The 20,626-nt window shown below is 45.1% G+C and carries 17 protein-coding genes and 1 pseudogene; 2 read left to right on the top strand and 16 right to left on the bottom strand.

Annotated elements, in window-relative coordinates:
• Positions 1–16 precede the first annotated feature (16 nt).
• Together acd and ACX4JR_RS02290 are read right to left on the bottom strand one after the other, a co-directional pair.
• On the bottom strand, positions 17–1,180 hold the full coding sequence (gene acd, locus ACX4JR_RS02295; RefSeq protein ID WP_476059442.1) for a glutaryl-CoA dehydrogenase Acd: 1,164 nt from the start codon (positions 1,178–1,180) through the stop codon (positions 17–19).
• 311 nt (positions 1,181–1,491) lie between these two features.
• Entirely contained in the window at positions 1,492–3,624 is a 2,133-nt protein-coding gene (locus ACX4JR_RS02290) for a sigma 54-interacting transcriptional regulator (RefSeq protein ID WP_476059441.1), read from the bottom strand.
• Positions 3,625–3,976: 352 nt separating this feature from the next.
• On the opposite strand from ACX4JR_RS02290, the gene ACX4JR_RS02285 reads away from it, so the two are divergent.
• Positions 3,977–4,189 (top strand): acyl-CoA carboxylase biotin carboxyl carrier protein subunit, encoded by a 213-nt coding sequence (locus tag ACX4JR_RS02285; RefSeq protein WP_476059440.1) that lies wholly within the window; start codon positions 3,977–3,979, stop codon positions 4,187–4,189.
• A 65-nt stretch (positions 4,190–4,254) separates the two neighbouring features.
• Here the strand turns inward: ACX4JR_RS02285 and ACX4JR_RS02280 are convergent, their stop codons facing one another.
• From ACX4JR_RS02280 to ACX4JR_RS02270, 3 genes are all read right to left on the bottom strand, one after another.
• Positions 4,255–6,213 carry a TRAP transporter permease gene (locus ACX4JR_RS02280; RefSeq protein ID WP_476059439.1) on the bottom strand — a complete coding sequence of 653 codons (1,959 nt, stop codon included), beginning with the start codon at positions 6,211–6,213 and terminating at the stop codon, positions 4,255–4,257.
• The gene (locus ACX4JR_RS02275) at positions 6,194–6,679 is read right to left on the bottom strand and encodes a DUF1850 domain-containing protein (protein ID WP_476060454.1); all 486 of its coding nucleotides are present in this window, start codon (positions 6,677–6,679) and stop codon (positions 6,194–6,196) included. Before ACX4JR_RS02275 ends, ACX4JR_RS02280 begins: the two co-directional genes overlap by 20 nt.
• A gap of 89 nt (positions 6,680–6,768) precedes the next feature.
• Positions 6,769–7,767, bottom strand: a complete 999-nt coding sequence (locus ACX4JR_RS02270) for a TAXI family TRAP transporter solute-binding subunit (protein WP_476059438.1) — start codon at positions 7,765–7,767, stop codon at positions 6,769–6,771.
• Positions 7,768–8,288: 521 nt separating this feature from the next.
• Between ACX4JR_RS02270 and ACX4JR_RS02265 the strand changes: the two genes are divergently transcribed.
• Positions 8,289–9,476, top strand: a complete 1,188-nt coding sequence (locus ACX4JR_RS02265; RefSeq protein WP_476059437.1) for a CaiB/BaiF CoA transferase family protein — start codon at positions 8,289–8,291, stop codon at positions 9,474–9,476.
• A gap of 89 nt (positions 9,477–9,565) precedes the next feature.
• On the opposite strand, the pseudogene ACX4JR_RS02260 reads toward ACX4JR_RS02265, so the two are convergent.
• From ACX4JR_RS02260 to ACX4JR_RS02210, 11 genes and pseudogenes are all read right to left on the bottom strand, one after another.
• Positions 9,566–9,700 (bottom strand): annotated as a pseudogene (locus ACX4JR_RS02260) (electron transfer flavoprotein subunit alpha/FixB family protein); the annotation flags it as partial.
• 36 nt (positions 9,701–9,736) lie between these two features.
• On the bottom strand, positions 9,737–10,150 hold the full coding sequence (locus ACX4JR_RS02255; RefSeq protein WP_476059436.1) for a PaaI family thioesterase: 414 nt from the start codon (positions 10,148–10,150) through the stop codon (positions 9,737–9,739).
• Positions 10,151–10,438: 288 nt separating this feature from the next.
• Positions 10,439–11,440 carry a hydroxyacid dehydrogenase gene (locus tag ACX4JR_RS02250; protein ID WP_476059435.1) on the bottom strand — a complete coding sequence of 334 codons (1,002 nt, stop codon included), beginning with the start codon at positions 11,438–11,440 and terminating at the stop codon, positions 10,439–10,441.
• A 247-nt stretch (positions 11,441–11,687) separates the two neighbouring features.
• A complete protein-coding gene (locus tag ACX4JR_RS02245) occupies positions 11,688–12,221 on the bottom strand; it encodes a 2-oxoacid:acceptor oxidoreductase family protein (RefSeq protein WP_476059434.1) in 534 nt (177 codons plus the stop codon).
• 24 nt (positions 12,222–12,245) lie between these two features.
• A complete protein-coding gene (locus ACX4JR_RS02240) occupies positions 12,246–13,052 on the bottom strand; it encodes a thiamine pyrophosphate-dependent enzyme (RefSeq protein WP_476059433.1) in 807 nt (268 codons plus the stop codon).
• Positions 13,052–14,194 carry a 2-oxoacid:acceptor oxidoreductase subunit alpha gene (locus tag ACX4JR_RS02235; protein ID WP_476059432.1) on the bottom strand — a complete coding sequence of 381 codons (1,143 nt, stop codon included), beginning with the start codon at positions 14,192–14,194 and terminating at the stop codon, positions 13,052–13,054. The genes ACX4JR_RS02240 and ACX4JR_RS02235 overlap by 1 nt, the downstream gene beginning before the upstream one ends.
• Complete coding sequence (locus tag ACX4JR_RS02230; protein ID WP_476059431.1) at positions 14,187–14,402, bottom strand: 4Fe-4S dicluster domain-containing protein; 216 nt, start codon at positions 14,400–14,402, stop codon at positions 14,187–14,189. The genes ACX4JR_RS02235 and ACX4JR_RS02230 overlap by 8 nt, the downstream gene beginning before the upstream one ends.
• Before the next feature lie 378 nt (positions 14,403–14,780).
• On the bottom strand, positions 14,781–15,965 hold the full coding sequence (locus ACX4JR_RS02225; RefSeq protein ID WP_476059430.1) for a trans-sulfuration enzyme family protein: 1,185 nt from the start codon (positions 15,963–15,965) through the stop codon (positions 14,781–14,783).
• Positions 15,966–16,070: 105 nt separating this feature from the next.
• Positions 16,071–17,084, bottom strand: a complete 1,014-nt coding sequence (locus ACX4JR_RS02220; RefSeq protein ID WP_476059429.1) for a TAXI family TRAP transporter solute-binding subunit — start codon at positions 17,082–17,084, stop codon at positions 16,071–16,073.
• Between the two features lie 126 nt (positions 17,085–17,210).
• A complete protein-coding gene (locus tag ACX4JR_RS02215) occupies positions 17,211–19,085 on the bottom strand; it encodes a TRAP transporter permease (RefSeq protein WP_476059428.1) in 1,875 nt (624 codons plus the stop codon).
• Positions 19,086–19,138: 53 nt separating this feature from the next.
• Positions 19,139–20,383: a Glu/Leu/Phe/Val family dehydrogenase gene (locus ACX4JR_RS02210; protein ID WP_476059427.1), complete on the bottom strand. Its 1,245-nt coding sequence runs from the start codon at positions 20,381–20,383 to the stop codon at positions 19,139–19,141.
• Positions 20,384–20,626: the final 243 nt, after the last annotated feature.

Here is a 20,626-nt window from a genome sequence, read left to right as displayed (position 1 = left end):
CCTCCTTCAGACGTGATTAAGACGACCGGTTGGCCTTGCGGTAACCCAGAGCATCCTGGGAGATAATGAGCTTGTGGATGTTGCTGGTGCCCTCCACTATCTGATAATATTTGGCGTCGCGGAAGAACCGGGCCACAGGGTATTCCTCGGAGTAGCCGTAGGCACTGTATATTCTTAAGGCATAATCGGCGCACTTATTGGCGGCTTCGCTGGCAAAAAGCTTGGCCATGGAGGTTTCCAGGGTGTTGGGCACCCCTTTGTCCTTCAGGAATGCTGCCCGGTAGGTTAAAAGGCGAGCCGCCTCAATATCCACGCGCATTTGGGCAATCATATCCTGAATCATCTGGAACTTGCCGATGGGCTGGCCAAACTGCTCCCTGGTATTGGCATATTCGATGGCGGCGTCAAGGCAGGCCTGGGCCACTCCCACTGCACCCGCGGCCGAGGCCAGGCGAGTATTGTCCAGCTGCTGCATGCAGATGGCAAACCCCTGGCCTTCCCGCCCCAGGAGATTTTCTTTAGGCACCTTGCAGTTTTCAAAAGTAATGGTGCCCACAGGCGAAGACCAGTTGCCCAGTTTTTCAGTTATCGCTTCCACGGTAATGCCTTCACTCTTCATGTCCACAATGAAGGCAGACATGCCCTTGGCCCGTTGGGAAGGATCGGTATAGGCGTAAATGAGGGCTATGTCGGCTACAGGCGCCAAAGAAATCCAGATCTTGCTGCCGTTTAAAATATAGTAATCTCCCTCTAAAACAGCGCGGGTCTTCATGGACGCCACATCGGATCCAGCGTTGGGTTCGGTCATGGCAAAACAACCCAACAGTTTGCCACTGGTAAGCCCCGGCAGGTACTTTTGCTTCAGCTCTTCGCTGCCGTGACGCCAGATGGTAATGGCCGGGCCAAGGGTGTTGGCCGCAAAAATGATGCGCAGGGAGCTGTGCACCCGGGCTACTTCCTCGGCCAGAATAGCTAAAGCCAGGTAGCCCAGCCCGTTTCCGCCGTATTCTTCGGGGATAACGCAGCCCAAAAAGCCCAGCTCGCCCATTTTTTCAACCAGATCTTTTCTAAACCGGTGCGCCTTGTCATCTTCATCCACGGTAGGCAGTACTTCCTTGGTGGCAAAATCCCGTGCCAATTTTTTTATATCCCTTAGCTCTTCAGTGAGTTCAAAATCCATAAAGAAAGACCCTCCTTATCCAAAATTAAGAAAATTGTTGATTGCCGGCCCCACTTTAAACAGCCCCGGTTAACGCTCATGTATCGCAATATTTATGCCAATACCATCGCTGTGCATTTTCGGCTTTTTTTGCGCCTGAAAATTAGCTCTGACAAACTTTGTAATGCATTTAGGCAAATAAATATGCACCTTTGCATTAAACCGGTTTCCCCTGAAATACTCTTACCCGAAACTCAATGCATTTTTGCCAGTCACAAATAAAGCCCTAAAAACCCGCCGCCAAAAGGCGAATTTTCAAGGCCGGTAAAAAGCTAAAAGGATAACCCTTCTAATTTTAATCGTTTAATTTTTCGCACAACGGTGGACTGGTCAACTTTTAATACCTTTGCTGCCTTATAAGTACTCCCGTATTGCTTCAAAGCACTTCCAATTAACTGTCTTTCCAGTTCCAGTACAGCCTTTCTTAACGGGAGAATGCCTTTTACGGAAACTTCGGGAGTTCGCAGGCCGGCATCTCCCAGAAGCTGGCGGGGCAGGTCTTTGGCAGTAATCACCGGGCCCGGGGCAGTTACCAGTAATCGCTCCACTAAATTTTCAATTTCCCGCACATTTCCCGGCCAATTGTAGTTTAAGAAAACTTCAAATACTTCCGGAGAAAATTCTTTTTTAATCCCGTACTCGTTACTGAATTTCTGCTTAAAGGTATATATAAGGGGTATTATTTCTTCCCTTCTTTCCCGTACAGGAGGAATATGAAGAGGTACCACATTCAAGCGAAAGTACAGATCTTCCCTGAATTTGCCTTCCTGCAGCAGCGCTTCCAGGTCACGGTTGGTGGCGGCTATGATGCGCACATTAACGGGGCGGGGCTTGTTGCCGCCAATACGTAATATCTCGCGCTCCTGAATAACCCGCAAAAGTTTAACCTGAAAATGCAGGGGAAGTTCACCAATTTCATCCAAAAACAGCGTGCCGTTGTGGGCCAATTCAAACAAGCCGGGCTTGCCTTCCCGGTTGGCACCTGTAAAAGCCCCGCGCTCGTACCCGAACAGTTCCGATTCCAATAAATTTTCCGGGATGGTTGCGCAGTTTACGGGGATAAAGGGCCCCTCACCTCTCTTACTGTTTTTATGGATCAGTTTGGCAATAACTTCTTTGCCTACACCGGATTCACCGTAAATCAAAACCGTAGAATCCACCCGGGCGATGCGAAGAGCTACCTCCAACAGGTCCTGCATTTTGGGGGAATTAAATACCAGGCCTTCCTGCCTCAGCAACTTACCCCTGAGCTGCGCCAATTCCGACTGGTAGCGCTCGCTCAGCTCACGGCTTGCCTCCAATTCTTCTTTCAGCTGATTTAATTCGGTCATATCCCTGATGTTAATTACTATCCTGAAAATTTCTCCGGACTTGTCACGTACCGGATTGCCGGTAATTAAGAGCTGGTTTTGAGAAAAGGTAACTGATTCTCCCTTACTTAAAACCTCGTCCACTACTGACCTGGAGTAAATGCCCCGCTTAACCAAATCCTGCATGGTAAGACCTTGAATCTCTTCGGCCTTTACTCCCGTAATGCGCTCGTGGGCCCGGTTAACCTTGATAATTTTACCTTCGACATCTGTAATTAAAATACCGTCATAAGAAGATTCTATAATGCCATTTAGCTCTTCATTCAACTGTTTGACAGAATCCAGTTCCTCGGAAATAAACTCAATTTCAGAAATATCCTGAAAGACTCCCACAGCGCCCACCACACGGCCGTTCTCGATGATAGGGCTGCGGTTGGTAAGGTAAATGCGCGTACCCTTTGAATATTCAACGGAAAATTTATGGTGCAGCTGGGACTTGCCTTCCTTTAATATATCTAATAAGCCCTGGGGGATAATCACTTCCGAAAGATGCTTCCCAATAGCATCCTTCTTAGGTCTCCTGGTAATTTTTTCAGCTGCCTTGTTAAAAATGGTAACAATACCATCTTTATCAATAGCCACGATGCCGTTGTGGGCGGAATCAAGAATTGTCTCTATTTGCAGCAGCATGCGACTTGCTTCTTTGAAAAGAACCAGGCCTATTTGAGCCTTATCCAATACACCGGCAACTTCTCCTTTTTCGTTAACTACCGGAAAAACTTCATACTGCAAGGACAGCGTTTCTTGGAGGGGCATGTCCTCCCTGACCACAAAAACATCTTCTTGCATGACAGAGGCCACCGTATTACCTGCGGTATTTAGCTCCACCTTGCCTTGAGCATTGTATTTTACAATGGTTTCCAGCCCTAAAGCCAGAAGACTGTCCCTCGTAACAATACCTATAACCCGCCCCCCTTCATCCACCACAGGCAGCCCCACAACCTTCAGATCAGCGATTAACTTCCAGACTTCATAAATACTTTGCCGGCTATTTAGGGTTACGGGAATTTTAGTCATTACGTCGCCAACGAGCATATTTTGTTTCGAGCCCCCCTATTTTACACGGCTTTTTTATTAAGATTACTATAATTCTGAGTAGAAAAACAATAAAAAAATTAAAACAATAATGTAAAAAGGCATTAAATTTTTCCCGAGCGCTCTCATAAAGCAAAGAGTGAGCAATGCAATGCCGAATAAGCCTCTGCACTTTCGCATTGAAAGCGCCGGGAATCCCGGTTTGCCCGCGAAGCAACAGTTTTTGTGTTTGCAGTACCTGCCCAAACTATTACATTAATCTTTCACTCGCTGGCACAAATATTGCTGAAAAGATAAAGATGCAGCTATCATCAACCACCAGGAGCAATAAGTGAACAAAGGAGTGCTTGCCATGCCTGAAATATTCGCCCCCATGGCCGGCAAAATTGTATCGGTCAAAGTAAAAATCGGGGATAAAATCAAAAAAAACGACATAATAGCCACCATGGAAGCCTTGAATACGATAACAAACATATATGCCCCCGCCAGCGGGGAAGTTACGGAAATTTATGTATCTCCGGAGGAAATAGTAACAACTGAAAAGACTTTGCTAACAATTAAGTAATTCGGGGGACAGCCATAATAAATTACCCGCCCTTCCAAAGGGCGGGTGAGGTGTTTGACGCCGGTTCAAATATGCTTTTGAGCAGCTTTTGTAAATAACTGGGGCCCTTCAAAACCCCTATTATCTTCTTTTTCCTTTTGAGCAGCACCTGCCAGTTTTTTACCGCGTGTAATATTTGAACCAAAGGCCAGTGCAATCATTCCCAGGCCCAAAATATCGCTAAACACCCCGGCATATAATAACATTATCGCCCCGCCGATAAAAAGCACCCTTTCATAAATCTTGGCCGGCTTAACAACAAAGCCAATAACTCCCGCTGCCAGGGAGGCAACCCCTAAAATAGCAGTTGCAGCTGCCCATATTATTTGTAAAATATCGCCTTTAGCAATCAAAAGCGGCTCATATGCAAACATGAAGGGCACGATAAATGCGGCCAGCCCCAGCTTGCACGCTGTTACGCCGATTTTAAAGGGATTATCCTGGGCAATTCCCGATGCAGCATAAGCGGCCAGCGCTACGGGCGGAGTAATGGCGGATATAATGGCAAAGTAAAATACAAACAAGTGGGCGGACAGGGGAACCAGCCCCAATTTAACCAAAGCCGGGGCAGCCAGGGTTCCACTTACAATGTAAGCTGCAGTGGCCGGCAGGCCCATGCCCATAATAAGAGCAACCACGGCAGTTAAAATTAAGGCAAGCCACAGGATACCACCGGATACGGAAATAATAAAGGAAGAAATCTTAAGACCCAAGCCCGTCAGGTTAATACTGCCTATAACCAGACCGGCGGTGGCGCATGCCAGCGCCACTGTTATCGTATTTTTGGCCGCTGCCACTGCTCCTTCCTTGAAACGTTCCCAGGTAATACGTGTTTCAGGCTTTAAAAGTGAAACGATAAACATGGAGACAATGGCATAAAAGCCCGAGCGGATAGGAGTATACCTGAGCACACCTAAAAAGAAAATAAGAACGAAAATGGGAATCAAAAAGTGCCCGCCTTCCTTAAGTACCTTTTTCAGTGAAGGCAAATCCTTTTTGGGAAGGCCAACGAGATTCAGGCGGGAAGCTTCGAAGTGGACCCCGAACAATATACATAAATAATAGAGGAGAGCGGGAATTAAAGCCGCGATAACAACTTCAATATAAGGTATGCCCAAAAATTCGGCAATGATAAAAGCGGCGGCCCCCATTATGGGAGGCATCAGCTGCCCGCCGGAAGATGCGCAGGCCTCAACGGCCCCGGCAAAATGCCGCTCGTACCCGTTTCTTATCATTAGCGGAATGGTAAAAGTTCCGGTGCCCACAACATTTGCTACCGCGCTCCCTGAAAGAGAGCCCATAAAGCCGCTGGCTATAACGGCAGTTTTAGCAGGCCCGCCGGTAAATCTTCCCATAATGGCCATGGCCAGCCTGAGCAAAAATTCTCCCATGCCCAATTTTTCGAGCATCGAAGTCAAAAAGATAAAAAGGAATATATAATTGGCCGAAACACCCAAAGGTATTCCGAAAATGCCTTCTGTGGTTAAATACATTTGAGAGATGACGCGGGCAACGGAATACCCTTTGTGCCCCAACAGGCCGGGGAGCCACGGACCTACAAAGTTATATACCAGCAAACTCCCGGCAATGATTACAAGCACCCAGCCGGTTGCCCGGCGAGTTGCCTCAAGGAGCAGCAATATCATAATTCCGCCGAAGATTAAATCCAGGCTGTTGGGATTACCCAATCTTAAAACTATGTCCTGATAAAAAACTATTATATAGATACCTGAAGCCAGCGCCAGTATAACAAAGAGCCAATCTAAAATTGTGGCGTAATTATATTTGCCCTTTTTAGTTACAGGAAAAATTAAAAATACAAGGGTTAAAATAAGTATCAAATGTATATCCCTTTGTATCCACGCCGTTAATATGGATACTCCGGAGGTATACAGGTGAAAAAAGGTTAAAACAAGGGCTACAATCAGGACAGCTTTTGATGTTAAGCCCGTTCCTCTTTGGGACTCAAGGTTTTTTGAAGACATCTTTGATTTCACCCCTCACTCTGTTAAACATAACCTGAAATACATTTTGAACTTCCAGCCTCACCAGCGTAAGGCCTGAAAAATAATCCTTGAGGTGAATTTCGCGACCTCTATATAACAAAGCATGATCCGCTACCGTCCCTACTCTGAGGGGCAAAGAACCAATTTGCCTATCCATATTCTTAATGAAAGTCCACTTGCCAGCCGTGTACATTTTGCCTTCTCCGATATAACCCAACCCGGCCCCGAAATTTATTACCTTGGTACCGGTCAAAACAAGTTTTTGATTTTCTACTTTGTAAAATTCAAAAACCGGCAGGCGGTCAACTGAATGAGTATATCTAATGGCAAAATTTTCACTTTCATTAATCCTTGCCGCCCACCCGACCGCACCCGACTTATTGTCTTTTATAACTAAAAATTTTGTATTAAAGCCCCAGTACCCCAGCAGGCATAAAATCAACACCAATAACGTGAAGGCAAGGAAACTGGGCGCCCAAAAAAGATTTTTTTTAGGCGCCCAAAGCCGGGTACAACTTTTTGTGCCGAACATAACTACTTCATCTCGGGGGGAATTAACTTATCAGGCACTTCCAGACCTAATTCTTTAAAGTATTTGATTACACCGGGGTGCAAGGGGGCCACTGCATTTTTAATGGTATTTTCCGGCGTAGTGTTTTTAGCCCCTACATATACTTCAACCAGTTCGTTGACATTTTCAAAAATAGCCTTGACCAATTTGTAAGCAGTTTCTTCACTCATGTCTTTATGCACCACTATCGTGTTCCAGACCGCAGGAGTTATAACTTCTTCTTCCTGCCCGCTATAGGTTCCCGGCTCAAGCTTCCAGGAAGAGTAATACGGGTGTTTTTCAGTTACCCTATTAATCTCTTCGTCTGTAAACGATAATATCCGGATTTTGTGGGTGGTTGCCAGGTCCATGATAGACGAAGTAGGCGGTCCCACCGACCATATTCCTACATCAATTACACCGTCTTTAAGACCCTGGGTATTTTCACTGAAGGACAGGCGGAAAACCTCAAAGTCGTCGTAGCTAATACCCAGCGCATCGAGAACGAGCTGAGACATTGTTTCCGTGCCGCTGCCGGGCGCTCCCACGGACACTTTCTTGCCAACAAGATCCTGCATGGTTTTTACGTTGCTGTTCTTCAGGGTAACTGCATGGAAAACATTGGGATACATTTCAAATAAAGTGCGCACCTCTACAGGTTTTTCAAAAGCTCCCTTACCGTTAAGAGCGTGATATACAACATCGTTCATGGCCATAACAAGCTGCGCCTCTCCACTTTCCAAAAGCCTTATATTTTCCACGGAAGCCCCGGTAACTTCTGCAGTGGCTTGAAAACCTTCCACATGCTTATTAATTATGCTGGACACTGCACCGCCATAAGGGTAGTACGTCCCCCCTGTCCCCCCGGTACCGATAGAAATGTATTCGGTTTTTTGAGCAGAACAGCCTGCACATACAATCATAATGAATGCAACACATAAAATACTAATTAACTTCAATAAAGTTTTTCTTTCCGGAAGCATAAGGACCCCCTCCTTAAAAATTTTTAACAATTTTGCGCTGGGCTTATTTATCAGACCTCCCCCTTTCTTTTTAAACATATGCAAGCAAAGAATTTACTTAACTTTATGATAATTTGCAAAGATTATACCATATTGACAATATTCTTGAAATGATGAATATTTTATAATTTCTAAATTACCATGCAGGTATAGGGGACCTTATTAATTAAATTTGCAATAAGTGCGATGCAAAAATTCATTAAATTTTACCTTTTTTCGGTTTTTGGAAGTTTTTTTGTCTTAGATAAATACTGCCATGTCGTATTGCATCATTATTTTTATTTATGCATTATTCCATCCATATACAAATTTCCTACATAGGGAAATTAACCTGATTTACTTGGACAATACCAGTTTTATTTTATTTTCAAATGCAAAACACGTATTCAGCTGGATTTTTAACAGCTCCTGCTGGCATAAATTTTGCGTCAGCAAATTAAATAAAAAAAGAATGTATTCATACTTCAGGGGGAGGAATATTTATGGATTTGCCGCTTAAAGGAGTTAAGGTCCTCGATATATCACGCGTCCTTACCGGTCCTTTTTGCACAATGATACTAGGTGATTTGGGAGCGGAAGTGATTAAAGTCGAGATTCCGGGCAAAGGAGATGAAACCAGGGCATGGGGACCTCCCTTTGCTGAAGGAGAAAGTGCTTACTACTTAAGTATAAATCGTAATAAGAAAAGCCTGACTTTAAACCTGAAAAGCGATGAAGGAAGAAAGATCTTGCTGGAATTGGCCAAAGAATGTGATGTAATTATAGAAAACTTTCTCCCCGGTACAGTTGAGCGGCTGGGAGTGGATTACGAAACAATAAAAAAAGTTAACCCGGAAATAATCTACTGCTCCATCTCCGGGTTCGGCCAGGACGGGCCTTACCGGGACTTTCCCGCGTACGACCTGTTAATGCAGGGCATGGGCGGGCTTATGTCCATTACCGGCGAAAAAGACGGCCCGCCTATAAGGATCGGAGTAGCACTTGTGGACATCGGGGCAGGGATGTACGCGGCACTGGGCATTCTTGCAGCCCTGATGGTAAAGAAAGAAACGAAAAAAGGGCAATATATAGACGTTTCCTTAATGGACACGGAAGTTTCCTGGTTAACCTATATGGCGTCAAACTACTTCCTGACCGGTAAGAATCCCGTTAGAATGGGGTCCGCCCACCCGAATATCGTCCCTTACCAGGCATATAAAGCCAGGGACCGTTACTTTATATTGGCGGTAGGTAACGATAAAATCTGGGAGCGCTTCTGCGAGGCGATGGACCTAAATGATATAGTGGACGATCCCCGGTTTTGCACCAACGAAAAACGGGTGGAGAATCGTGAAGAACTGAACGCAATACTGGGAGAAATTTTTGCCACCAAGGATTCCCATGAATGGATAGAAATCCTTAGGAAGGCGCGGGTACCCTGCGGGCCGGTCAATGAAATATCGGATGTAGTCAACCATCCCCAGGTAAAGCACCGGGGCATGGTAGTAAGTATGGAGCATCCAACAATTGGCGAGGTAAAAGTGTTGGGGAACCCCATTAATCTATCCCTGACTCCGCCCGAATATCATTCCCCGCCGCCTCTGCTGGGACAACATACAGAGGAAATATTACAGCGCCTCGGATACACTGCAGAAGACATCAAAAACCTCAGGGAAAAGGGAGTAATTTAAGCAGGCCAGCACGGGCTTTATCGTAATAACCGCTAAAAAACCCCGGGCAGCTTATTGCCCGGGGTTTTTTAGACTAATTGATTAAAAACCTACCCCATTATTTTCTTAAACTCTTCTGTCAATAAAGGCACCACTTCAAATAAGCCTCCCACAATGCCGTAGTCGACAACTTTAAAGATATTTGCCTCGGGGTCTTTGTTGATGGCCACTATGCACTTGGACGATAACTTCGAAATTTAATTGTAACAGGATCACTACGTTTACCTATCCCGTGTATGCCAGGTTTTAGATCCCACTTTATACGTGGCCATACCTACTGCAACTAGGTCTTCTTGCTCATTATAAACCTCTGCTAAACCTACAATTAAATTCTTCCCCTTCTTCAAAATTTTTGCAAAGCCAATTAAATCTGAATTTGATACCGGCCGTAAAAAATTAAGTTTTAATTCAACCGTTGCGGCTCCATATTCTTTGCCGATAATCTCGTTTACGGCTACCGCCACCGCAGCATCCACCACGGTAGCAATAACTCCGCCGTGATAATTTCCGTAAACCTGTTTCAAATTATCGCTATTATTAACTCTTACCCCTACTTTACCTTCCTTATCCCTTATCACCCTCATACCTATATACTTCCAAAAATTGCCACTCCCCAACAAATTTACATCTACCATATACGATCCCCTCGTGCTAAAATTCACGGGAATTTACCCGCAGAATACATATAATAGATTCACGTATCCTAAATTTTATTCCACTTTACATCGCCGGCAATTTCCCTGAGATGCTCGTACCCGGGATGCATTTCATTTCCACGAATTGACCACCCCAACGAAAGGCCGGTCAAGTTCTTCACTGAGCAGGCCCACGGCTTTAAAGAAAGACCTTATTCCTGCCCGGCCAATCCCCTTAACAATGGCATTGCTGCGAAATTTTTACCCACGTTACTGCCTCTCCTTCAATCAGTGAAATTTCCGCCGGCTCCAAACCTCAGGGTTGACCAGGCGTTTTGGCCGTTCCCCGCGCAATACGGATACTACACCTTCCGCCACATCCCGGGACATTCTGATAAGCGCCCCGTCGGTCATGGCCGCCATGTGAGGTGTAACAATAATGTTATCCAGCTCAAAAAAGGGATGTCCCCTGCCGGGCGGCTCCTGTGCAAACACATCAACCGCGGCCCCCGCAATGGACTTTTCCTTCAACACTTTATACAGGTCATCCTCGTTCACCACCCCTCCCCGCGCCGCATTAATTAAATAAGCAGTTGGCTTCATTAGCCTAAGCTGCTTTTCCGTTATAAGGTTTTTTGTCCCAGGGGTGAGCGGCACATGAACTGATACAAAATCCGCCCTTTCAAATACCTCTTCCAGTGACCCGCAGGGCTCCACCCCGGCCTGTTCAATGGCTTGAGGCGTTAAGTAAGCGTCGTAGCCGCAAACCTTCATATTAAAACCCTTGCGGCAAATTTCCGCCGCCCGGCGCGCTATTTTGCCGACACCAACCAGCCCAAGGGTTTTTCCGTATAACTCCAGGGTTGTGTATCCCAGTCTGGTTACCAGCCCAGGCAGCGAGCCGGGCTGCTCGAATACGCCTTGCCGCAAGGCGGCATCGACCTTCCGTAAATTTTTGCAAAGGTAAAGCATTGTGGCCAGCACGTATTCAGCCACCGACAGCACATTGGCGTCCGGAGTATTGACCACCGCCACCCCACACCTGTTGGCGGCCTCAAGGTCAATGTTATCAAGGCCTGTGCCATGCCTCCCGATAACTTTTAACTTTTTCCCTGCCTCAATAATAGCCGGTGTAACCTTGCTGCTGCGAACAATCAAACCGTCGGCATCGGCAATGGCCTTGATAATGGTGTTTTCACTGGTATCGGCAGCAATTTCCAACTCCGCCGCCTCTCGGATAATTTTCATGCCTTCTTCGTGAATTGCCTCTGTCAGAAGCACCTTTGCCACTTCTATTTTCTCCTCAATTAGAAGTTTTATCCCAAGTTAATTAATCCTGCCCCTCAAGCTTTCGAGATTATGTGCATGAACATGTTTTTCTGCTCTCATCAAAAGCCGTATTTTTAACTATGCCCAGTCCGGCTATGATGGAAGCCTTGATGAGTGCAACGCGTTTTTTTCAATTGACTGATAACTTCTTCCTCAATATTTTCCACTCTCGGCTGCGCACAACTTTGCGAAACCATAATCATAAGCATTACCTTTCCTTTCGCAATTTACCCAGCCCCACATTGAATGCTTTCAGGTTAACTGCGTGGATTTTTGGCGGCAGGGTGTCTTTTATCGCCTGCACCATGCTTTCTTCTTTCACAATAGAAACATTTTTCAGAATAACGCCCAGAAACAGTATATTGATAACCTTGAGGTTTCCTATGTTAAGGCAGGTATCTTTAAAGGGATAATCGATATCATTTTTACCCCTTCTGGGCTTAACGCCGTCTTTTTCGTATATGATCAGGCAGTCATCCTTGACACTGTTGCAGTAACGGTCGTACGCTTCCTGGGTGAGAGCCAAAACCAAGTTCGGCTCATTGCACTTGGGATAATGAATCTCACCATCGGAGATGATCACCTGGGCCTCAGAATAACCGCCCCGGGCCGAGATACCGTAACTTTGTGTTTGCACTACATTTTTGCCTTCCAGTATGGCGGCACGGGCCAGGATTTGCCCTCCCACAATGAGACCTTGTCCACCTTCTCCGCCCAAAACTACCTGCCAGGTCTCACTCATCTTAATCTCGCCCCCTTTAACTTCCTATTCCATTGAGTTCAGTTTCTTGTAGACGGTCAGAAAGTCCGGCCTGTCTTTATCGACAAATACACCCGTAGCTATATATTCCTTTCTCTCTTCTTCAGGCATCTGCTCATAGCGTTTCTTAGGTACGGCTTTTTCTTTGAGGAACTTCATCATAGCCCGCGGCCCGTCGGTAAAGTTCCGCCGCCCGAAGTGAGTAGGACACGGACTCATTACTTCCACGACGCTGAAGCCTTTTTTCTCAATTGCCTGTTTAATTAGTTTTTTCATTTGGAAAACGTGGTAGGCGGTGGTGCGGGCCACAAAGTTCGCCCCTGATACTTCCGCCAGGGCACAGATATCAAATCCCGGCTCAGGCACGCCCCGGGGAGAGGTAGAAGTTTTGGCGGCGAGGGGGCTGGTAGCCGAATACTGGCCGCCGGTCATGCCGTAGTTATAGTTATTGGCTATGATGGCAGTGAGGTCAATATTGCGCCGGCAGGCGTGGATAAAGTGGTTTCCCCCGATGGTAACCGCATCGCCGTCTCCCATAAGCACTATCACGTGTACGTCAGGATTGCCTACTTTTATGCCGGTGGCAAAGGCCAGGGCCCGCCCGTGACTGCCGTGAAAGGCATGGGTGGCGAAATAATCGTCGGCTTTACCCCAGCAGCCTATGCCGGTAGCAATTACAACTTTGTGAGGCGGCAGCTGCAACTCGGCCAGGGCTTCAGTAAGTGCCCGCAGGATTATGCCGTCTCCGCAGCCCGGACACCACATGTAAGGCTGTTTTTCGGTATTGAGATAATCCGTGTACTTGTAGGCCATTATTTCGCCACCTCCCGTATGCGGGCCATTATTTCTTCCGGAGTAATCAATTCCCCGTCTGTACGGGAAACAGGATATACAGGGGTATTGGAGCAGTTTACACGCTGCACTTCCCCCAGCAGCTGCCCTTGGTTCATTTCGGGAACTATAGCTACCTTTGTCCTTTCCAGGGCCTGCTGCACTTCTTCATCAGCAAAGGGCCACATGGTGATGATTCTTAGAAGGTTTATTTTCAAGTTTTCTCTTTTTGCTTTTTCTACAACGTACTTCCCTACCCTGGCCGCCGCGCCAAAGGATATGATTGTTACGTCCGCCTCCTCGGGGCCAAAGTATTCCACTTGAACTATATCTTTTTTATTATTATAAATTTTATCCCGCAGGCGACTAAGCAGTTTTGCATTGGTGGCCGGCTTAAAGTTAGAACACCCGGTTTCGTCATGGCACGTACTGGAGGTGTGCACTATATACTCGTCTCCATAGGCGGCCATAGGCGGTATTCCATCCTCATCCGGCCTGTAGGGCAGGTACTCTTTTGGGTCTCCTGCAGGCCGCTTGCGGCTTATAATTTGGATCGTACCTGGTTCAGGCAAGGATACATTCTCCCTGAGGTGCCCAATTACTTCGTCACTTAACAATATGACCGGGGTACGGTATTTTTCCGCCAGGTTAAAGGCCCGCACGGTAAGGTCGTACATTTCCTGTACCGACGCAGGACACAGAACTATAATAGCGTGGTCACCGTGGGTTCCCCAGCGCGCCTGCATGACATCCGCCTGGGCCGGCCTGGTCGCCAGCCCGGTGGCCGGGCCCACCCGCTGCACGTTCACAATTACGCATGGTACTTCCTGGTAAATACCCACACCCAAGTTTTCCTGCATTAGGGAAAATCCCGGGCCGCTGGTGGCGGTTAATGATTTCTTGCCGGAAAGGGATGCTCCGATAACGGCGGCTATGCTGGCAATTTCGTCTTCCATTTGCATATATACCCCGCCGTATTTGGGCAATTCCCTGGCACAAATTTCGGCTATTTCGGAAGACGGTGTTATAGGATAACCGGCAAAAAACCTTGCTCCCGCGTCAATTGCCCCCCAGGCACAGGCTTCATTTCCCTGCAGCAATTGCACTCCTTTCGGTCTACTCACCCCCAACCACCTCCAGTGTTATGGCAAAATCCGGACAGCGCAAATCGCATGCCCCGCAAGCGGTGCAATTTTCAGGATACTTTACCAGCGGCAGGCCATCCCTGGCAGGCTCATATACCTTACCCGGACAGAATTCGATGCAGTAACCGCACCTCTTGCAGTTTTCTTCTTTTACTGAAATATGCACATTCTTTTTACCGATGCCCATGGTTTAAAAAATCTCGCTCCTTTCACTTCCGGTAACCGAACTACATTACAAAGCTCTCAATACCTTTTTAAAACCTGATTTGTAAACAAAATGGTATTTATTATGTATTTCACATTCTTCTATACTGACTTTAAAAAACCTTTTTTTAAAAAATAATTTTCTTAAAATTTTTTTAAAGGAATTGGCTTTTTCAAACCCAATTGCACAAAGTAAATATTTAAATTTCGGCTACTGAGCCATGCAGGTCAACAGAAAGAAAAAACCACTTGCCTAACATCTCCCGTCTAAAAAACTTCCGGTATAAATAAAAAGTACACAGGGAGTTTAAGGAAGATATGGCAAGTAGCTGAAAAATTCTCCAATAAAGCCGATAAGCTGCTAACATTTTTTTAAAGCCTGCTCAATATCTTCTTTTAAAGCTTCTAAATCTTCCAACCCTATAAAAAGACGAACCATGGATGGATTAAGACCGTGCTTCTCCAACCAGTCAGGATCAATGTTTTTAACCCCGGTCATTGGATACCACACAAGACTCTCAAAACCTCCCCAACTGGCTGCAATCTTGAAAAGGTTCAAGTTGTCTATAAATACCGCTACCTTATCCCGGCTTGCTTTTAATTCCAAGGCCATTAACGAGCCGGCACCGCGCATTTGGGTACGTGCTAAATCATATTGTGGGTTAGAAGGCAGAAAAGGATAATAAACTTTAGCTACCTTAGGATGGTTCTCTAAAAACTTCGCCATTTCCACCCCTGCTTTATTAAAATACCTCATGCGTAAGGGGAAAGAACGCAAGCCCCGCAAAATTAGCCAAGCTTCAAACGGAGCCAATAAATTACCAGCAAGGTAATGTTCTCTTTCAGCAATCTCTTTAATTATCTCTTCACTGGAGCAAACCGCTCCCCCCAAAACATCTCCATGCCCATTCAAATACTTGCTGCACGAATGAATAACAACATCAATGCCAAACTCGTATGGATTTTGATTAAACGGTGTTGCATTGGTATTGTCAATCATAGTTATTATATTTCTACTTCTGGCCAATTCAGCAACAGCTTTTAAATCTTGCAATAAATATTTATAACTTGACGGGCTTTCCAAATAAATAATTTTTGTATTAGGTTGCAAAGCTCTCTCAAAATCTTCTACTCTTCTGCCGTCAACAAAAGTTGTAGTTATCCCGTATCGAGTGGTTATCTCCTCCAAAATACGATAAGTATTTTTATAAACGGTTCTTACACTAATAATATGGTCTCCTTTTTGTGCCAGCCCCAAAATCGCTGCCCCAATTGCTCCCATTCCCGAAGCAAATAATTTACAACAGGGTGTATTTTCCAACGCAGCTATTTTTTTCTCAAGTATCTCCACTGTAGGGTTAACTTTTCTGGTGTAATAATAACGATTACTGTTCCGACCATTAAAGTAATCATTTGCCTGCTGGAAATCACCAAAATAAAAATTAACTGTCTCAAAAAGAGGCGGCACACCGGAATTCAAAAATTTTCCCTTTTCTTCACCATAATGTACACATATAGTTGAAATCCCCATCAGCTGATTTGTCATTTCAAACATTCTCCCTTATCTCTAAAATATGTAGGGTAAGCCCGCCTTTAATCAAAGGCGGGCTTACATAACTCCAAATTTTTTTATTACTTATATAATTAACTTTTAAAGTACACCCTTTTCTTCATAGTATTTCTTTGCACCGGGATGAAGCGGTATAGAAAATGCGTCTGTAGCTGTTTCCAGATTAATACTCTTACCTTTTTCATGAACTTTAATTATATCTTCTTTCTTTTCGAATATGGTTTTCAATATATTATAAACCAACTCTTCTGAAAGCTCCGCCCTTGTGCATAAAGTAGCCTTCGAGCCACAAGTAATAACATCTTCCTGCACTTTTTCATAAGTACCTGCGGGAATTACAACAACATCTGAGAAGAAAGGATATTTTTCCTTAATTTTCTTTATATTTTCTTCCGGAATAGAAAGAATCCGAATATCATGTTGGGCGCTGATATCAATAATAGAAGAATTGGGTGCTCCTGCATCCACCATTACGGCATCCACTTGGTCGTCCTTCAGTAAGTTCATTGAATCACCAAAACCTAAATACTCCGGTTTAATATCATCCATTGACATACCAAAGGACTCCAGCACAATTTGCATCGCCAGCGGGCTAGAACTGCCTTGTATGCCAACTGCCACCCTTTTCCCCTTAAGGTCTTTATAACTCTTTATACCCGATTTCGCCTTAACTACTGTTTGAATTGTATTCGGGTAAAGAGATATAAGCCCGCGAATATTTTTTATGGCATTGCCCTTAAACATTTCTTTGCCATTGTATGCCCAGTCTGCAATCATGGACTCTACAAATCCAATCTCTGTCTGCTTTTGTCCCAACAACCTTGCATTTTCCACTGAGCCGCCAGTTGATTCAGCACTTACATTGATGCCCAAATCGGAATTCGTTAAAACATTCGCAATTCCGGTACCTAACGGATAATAGGTGCCGCCAGTGCTGCCCGTCGAAATTGACAAATTAGTGGGATTCTCCGTCCCCTCTTGAACTTCCGTGCCCTGCCCTCCCTTACTCTCAGTCCCGCATCCCGCAACTACTACGGCCAACATCAAAAAGAGCCCTAATAAATATAAAAGTTTAAACTTTTTAACCTTTTCCATTCTCAAAACCCTCCCAAATTAATTTTTGTAAAAGGAAAAATTTAAAAAACCCAAACTATATCTTTTAAATAATCACCTCCCTGTTTTTTTTATTTATTTACAAGGCAAAACCTCCCAGGTTTTGTCTTAAACATCCATTTCCGAAGCTGAACCGGTTTTAGTGCTGTTAAATCTTTGCCATAAATAAACACCTAAAAGTATTATTCCGCCAATCAAATCACTAAGAAACTCGGGAATAATTAATGATATTCCAGCTATGAGCAACAATACTCTTTGCAAGACCGTACATACAGTTTTCAAATAATTGGAAAAAACAGCACTTAAAGCAATTACCGCCAGCATGGCCGTTAGAACAGTTTGTGCCACTTCGATAAACGGAGCTCTTCCCATAAGTGCGGGGAAATATACCATCAAATACGGCACCAGATAAGCCACCGTTACGTTACGCGTGGCATTAAGCCCAGCTAACAAAGGATTTGCTCCGGCAATACTTGCCCCCGCATAGGCAGCCAAACAAATAGGCGGGGTTATATCGGCAAATACGCCGAAATAAAATACAAAGAGATGAGCGGTAAGAAGCGGAACTCCCATAGTTACCAGGGCCGGTGCCGTTATAGATGCCTGTACGATATAATTGGCTGTTGTTGGTAGCGCCATTCCCAGCAAAATACAAGCAACCATGGTGAAAAACAGCCCAAAGATTTGGTACCCGCCTGATATGGAACTGATAACATTCGAAAACTTTATGCCTACCCCCGTCATGCTCACCGTACCGACAATCATACCGGCACAGGCACAGGCAGCAACAATTGAAACCATTGTCATGCCTGCTTTTTCCAGGGCTTCCCAAAAACTCTTCAAATTCATGCGCGTAGAGGGATTAACCATACTGGCCGCAATCAACAGGCCTATACCGATTATAGCTGCCCTGGCCGGGCTGTAACCTAAAATTAATACAACTATCAAAGCTATAAGGGGCAAAATATAAACATAGCCGGTGCTTAAAACTTTCCTTATGTCAGGTATTTCTTCCTTAGACATTCCTTGTAATCCCTGCACGTTAGCCTCAAAGTGAACATTCATATATATGCTAAAGTAATACAACAGCGCCGGAATGATTGCCGCTGAAACGATTGTAAGATAAGGAATCTGGGTAAATTCAGACATTACAAAAGCGCCCGCACCCATAATCGGGGGCATTATCTGCCCGCCGGTTGACGACGCGGCCTCCACCGCCGCAGCATAAGCAGGGCGGTATCCCACGCGTTTCATCAGCGGGATTGTAAAGTTGCCTGTAGTAACCGTATTGGCAATGCTCGAGCCCTGAATAGTGCCCATAAATCCGCTGGCAATAACAGCAATCTTGGCCGGCCCGCCCTTTGCCCTGCCGGCAAGGGCTACTGCCAGGTTAATGAAGAAATCGCCGCCCCCGCTTTTTTCCAAAAAACTTCCGAAAAGAACAAATAGAAATACAATGGTAACGACCACACCGAGAGGTACCCCGAATATTCCTTCCGTAGTGAGATACATCTGGTTAATGACCCTTATAATTGGGTATCCCCCGTGGCCAAAAGTACCGGGAATATACTTGCCCCAAAAATTATAAAGTAGAAATAAGGAAGTAATTATCGGTAAAGGCCAACCAATGGACCGGCGAGTACCTTCCAGAACCAGCAAAATACACAGCCCGCCCAAAATCAAGTCAGTCGTATTAGGCATTCCTATTCGCATTACCAGATCCTCAAACTCGAGGAGAACATAAAGATTAACGCCTAAAGCCACGAGAGCAAAGAAAATATCCATATAACCTGTTTTGCTGCCGCGCTTTTTGCTAAACGGATAAATTAGAAAGATTATAAAAAGGCTGAGCATCAAAACCAAGGCCCTCTGGCGCATAGCTACCAGCGGAATCGTAAGGGTAGTATATAATATAAACGCGGACATCCCTACTGCTGCAATAGAGACAACTTTGGGTATTATATTCCGCAGGTTTCCATTCAAATAAAGCCCCCCTTTTAAAATTTCTTTAAAAACCCTAAAATGATTAAAAGTTATTAGACCCAGCCCCTTAACCCAATGGCTTCCTCTATTTTGCGTAATGCCCTTATCCACGCGGCACTGCGCATACTAATCCCCTCATCTTCCGCCGCCCTGTACACATCATTGAATGTTTTTACAAACATAGTCTCAAATTTTTGATGAACCTCTTGCTCGGCCCAGAAGAAATCATATTCCCCTTGAACACGCTCAAGATAGGCAATAACAGTCCCGCCCCCATTGGCCAGGATATCAGGAACAATAATCTTTCCCTTTTCATTTAGTATTTTTTCGGCCGCGGCGGTAACCGGCGCGTTTGCTGCCTCAACTATAATTGGGGCTTGAATACTATTCGCATTTTTCTCCGTTATTACATTTTCAACGGCAGCTGGGATTAAAACATCGCAACTGCAGCTGAAAAACCTGTCATTTGTTACGAACTCCCCTTCTTCAAAGCCTTTCAGCGTTTTATTTTCAGATAAATATGACTTTAATTTATCCACGCTTAAGCCTTCTTCTTTAAAGACAAAACCACTTAATTCACTCACCGCCACAATCTTAGCACCCAAATTATCCAAGGTCTTTGCCGCCCAATATCCTACTTTCCCAAAACCCTGTATGGCCACGCGCATCCTTTTAATGTCAAGACCCAACACACGGCACGTCTCCCTAACAGCAAGACCAACCCCCAATCCGGTTGCCTGCCCTCGCCCCCTGGAACCCCCAAGAAGAACAGCTTTGCCGCTGATAGCAGCTGGTTCATGGCGCATACCGTGTAATTGCTCCCACTCATCCAACATCCAGCTCTGGGTCTGATTGTCCGTACCCACATCCGCACCCGGAAAATCAAATTTAGAACCCATTACGGGAAAAATCGCCCGCACATATGCCCTGCATACCCTCTCAAGCTCTCTTCTTGAAAGGCTGTCTGGGTCGCAACATACTCCACCCTTGCCTCCTCCCGCCGGAATCCCGTGGAGAGCATTTTTAATGCTCATCAGCATAGCCAGTGCTTTGATATCATCAAGACTTACAGCCGGGTGAAAACGAGTCCCGCCCTGTATTGGACCCAGGGCATAATTGTGGTGTACCCGGTAACCGGTAAAAAAATTAATTGAATCATCATCCATTTTCACAGGAAAATTTACAACCATAATACGTTGAGGTTCACTTAAAAGTTTTACAACTTCCTGCTTTATGCCGGCTTTTTTAGCTGCGTCCCCCAGCTGTATCCTGGCGTTGTCCCATGCTGTTTGTGTCATTTTCCATATTCCCCCCTTTGCTGTTTGAGCAGCTTTCATCCCTTTTAATTTCGGGGATAACAATCTAAATTTTTCGTAATCGTCAAGTACCTTTTTAAAGCATAAAATATGAACAAAATGGCATTTATTATGTATTTTACATTTTTCTACATCAACCTCAAAAAACCTTTTTAAAAATTAATTTTTTTGAAAAAATTTTTTAAAACTAAACCCTACCTGCCAGGACACCCATCACTTGAATTA

The organism is Desulfofundulus sp. JL263-se, from assembly GCF_056316025.1.
This window is presented reverse-complemented; position numbering and strand designations above follow the sequence as displayed.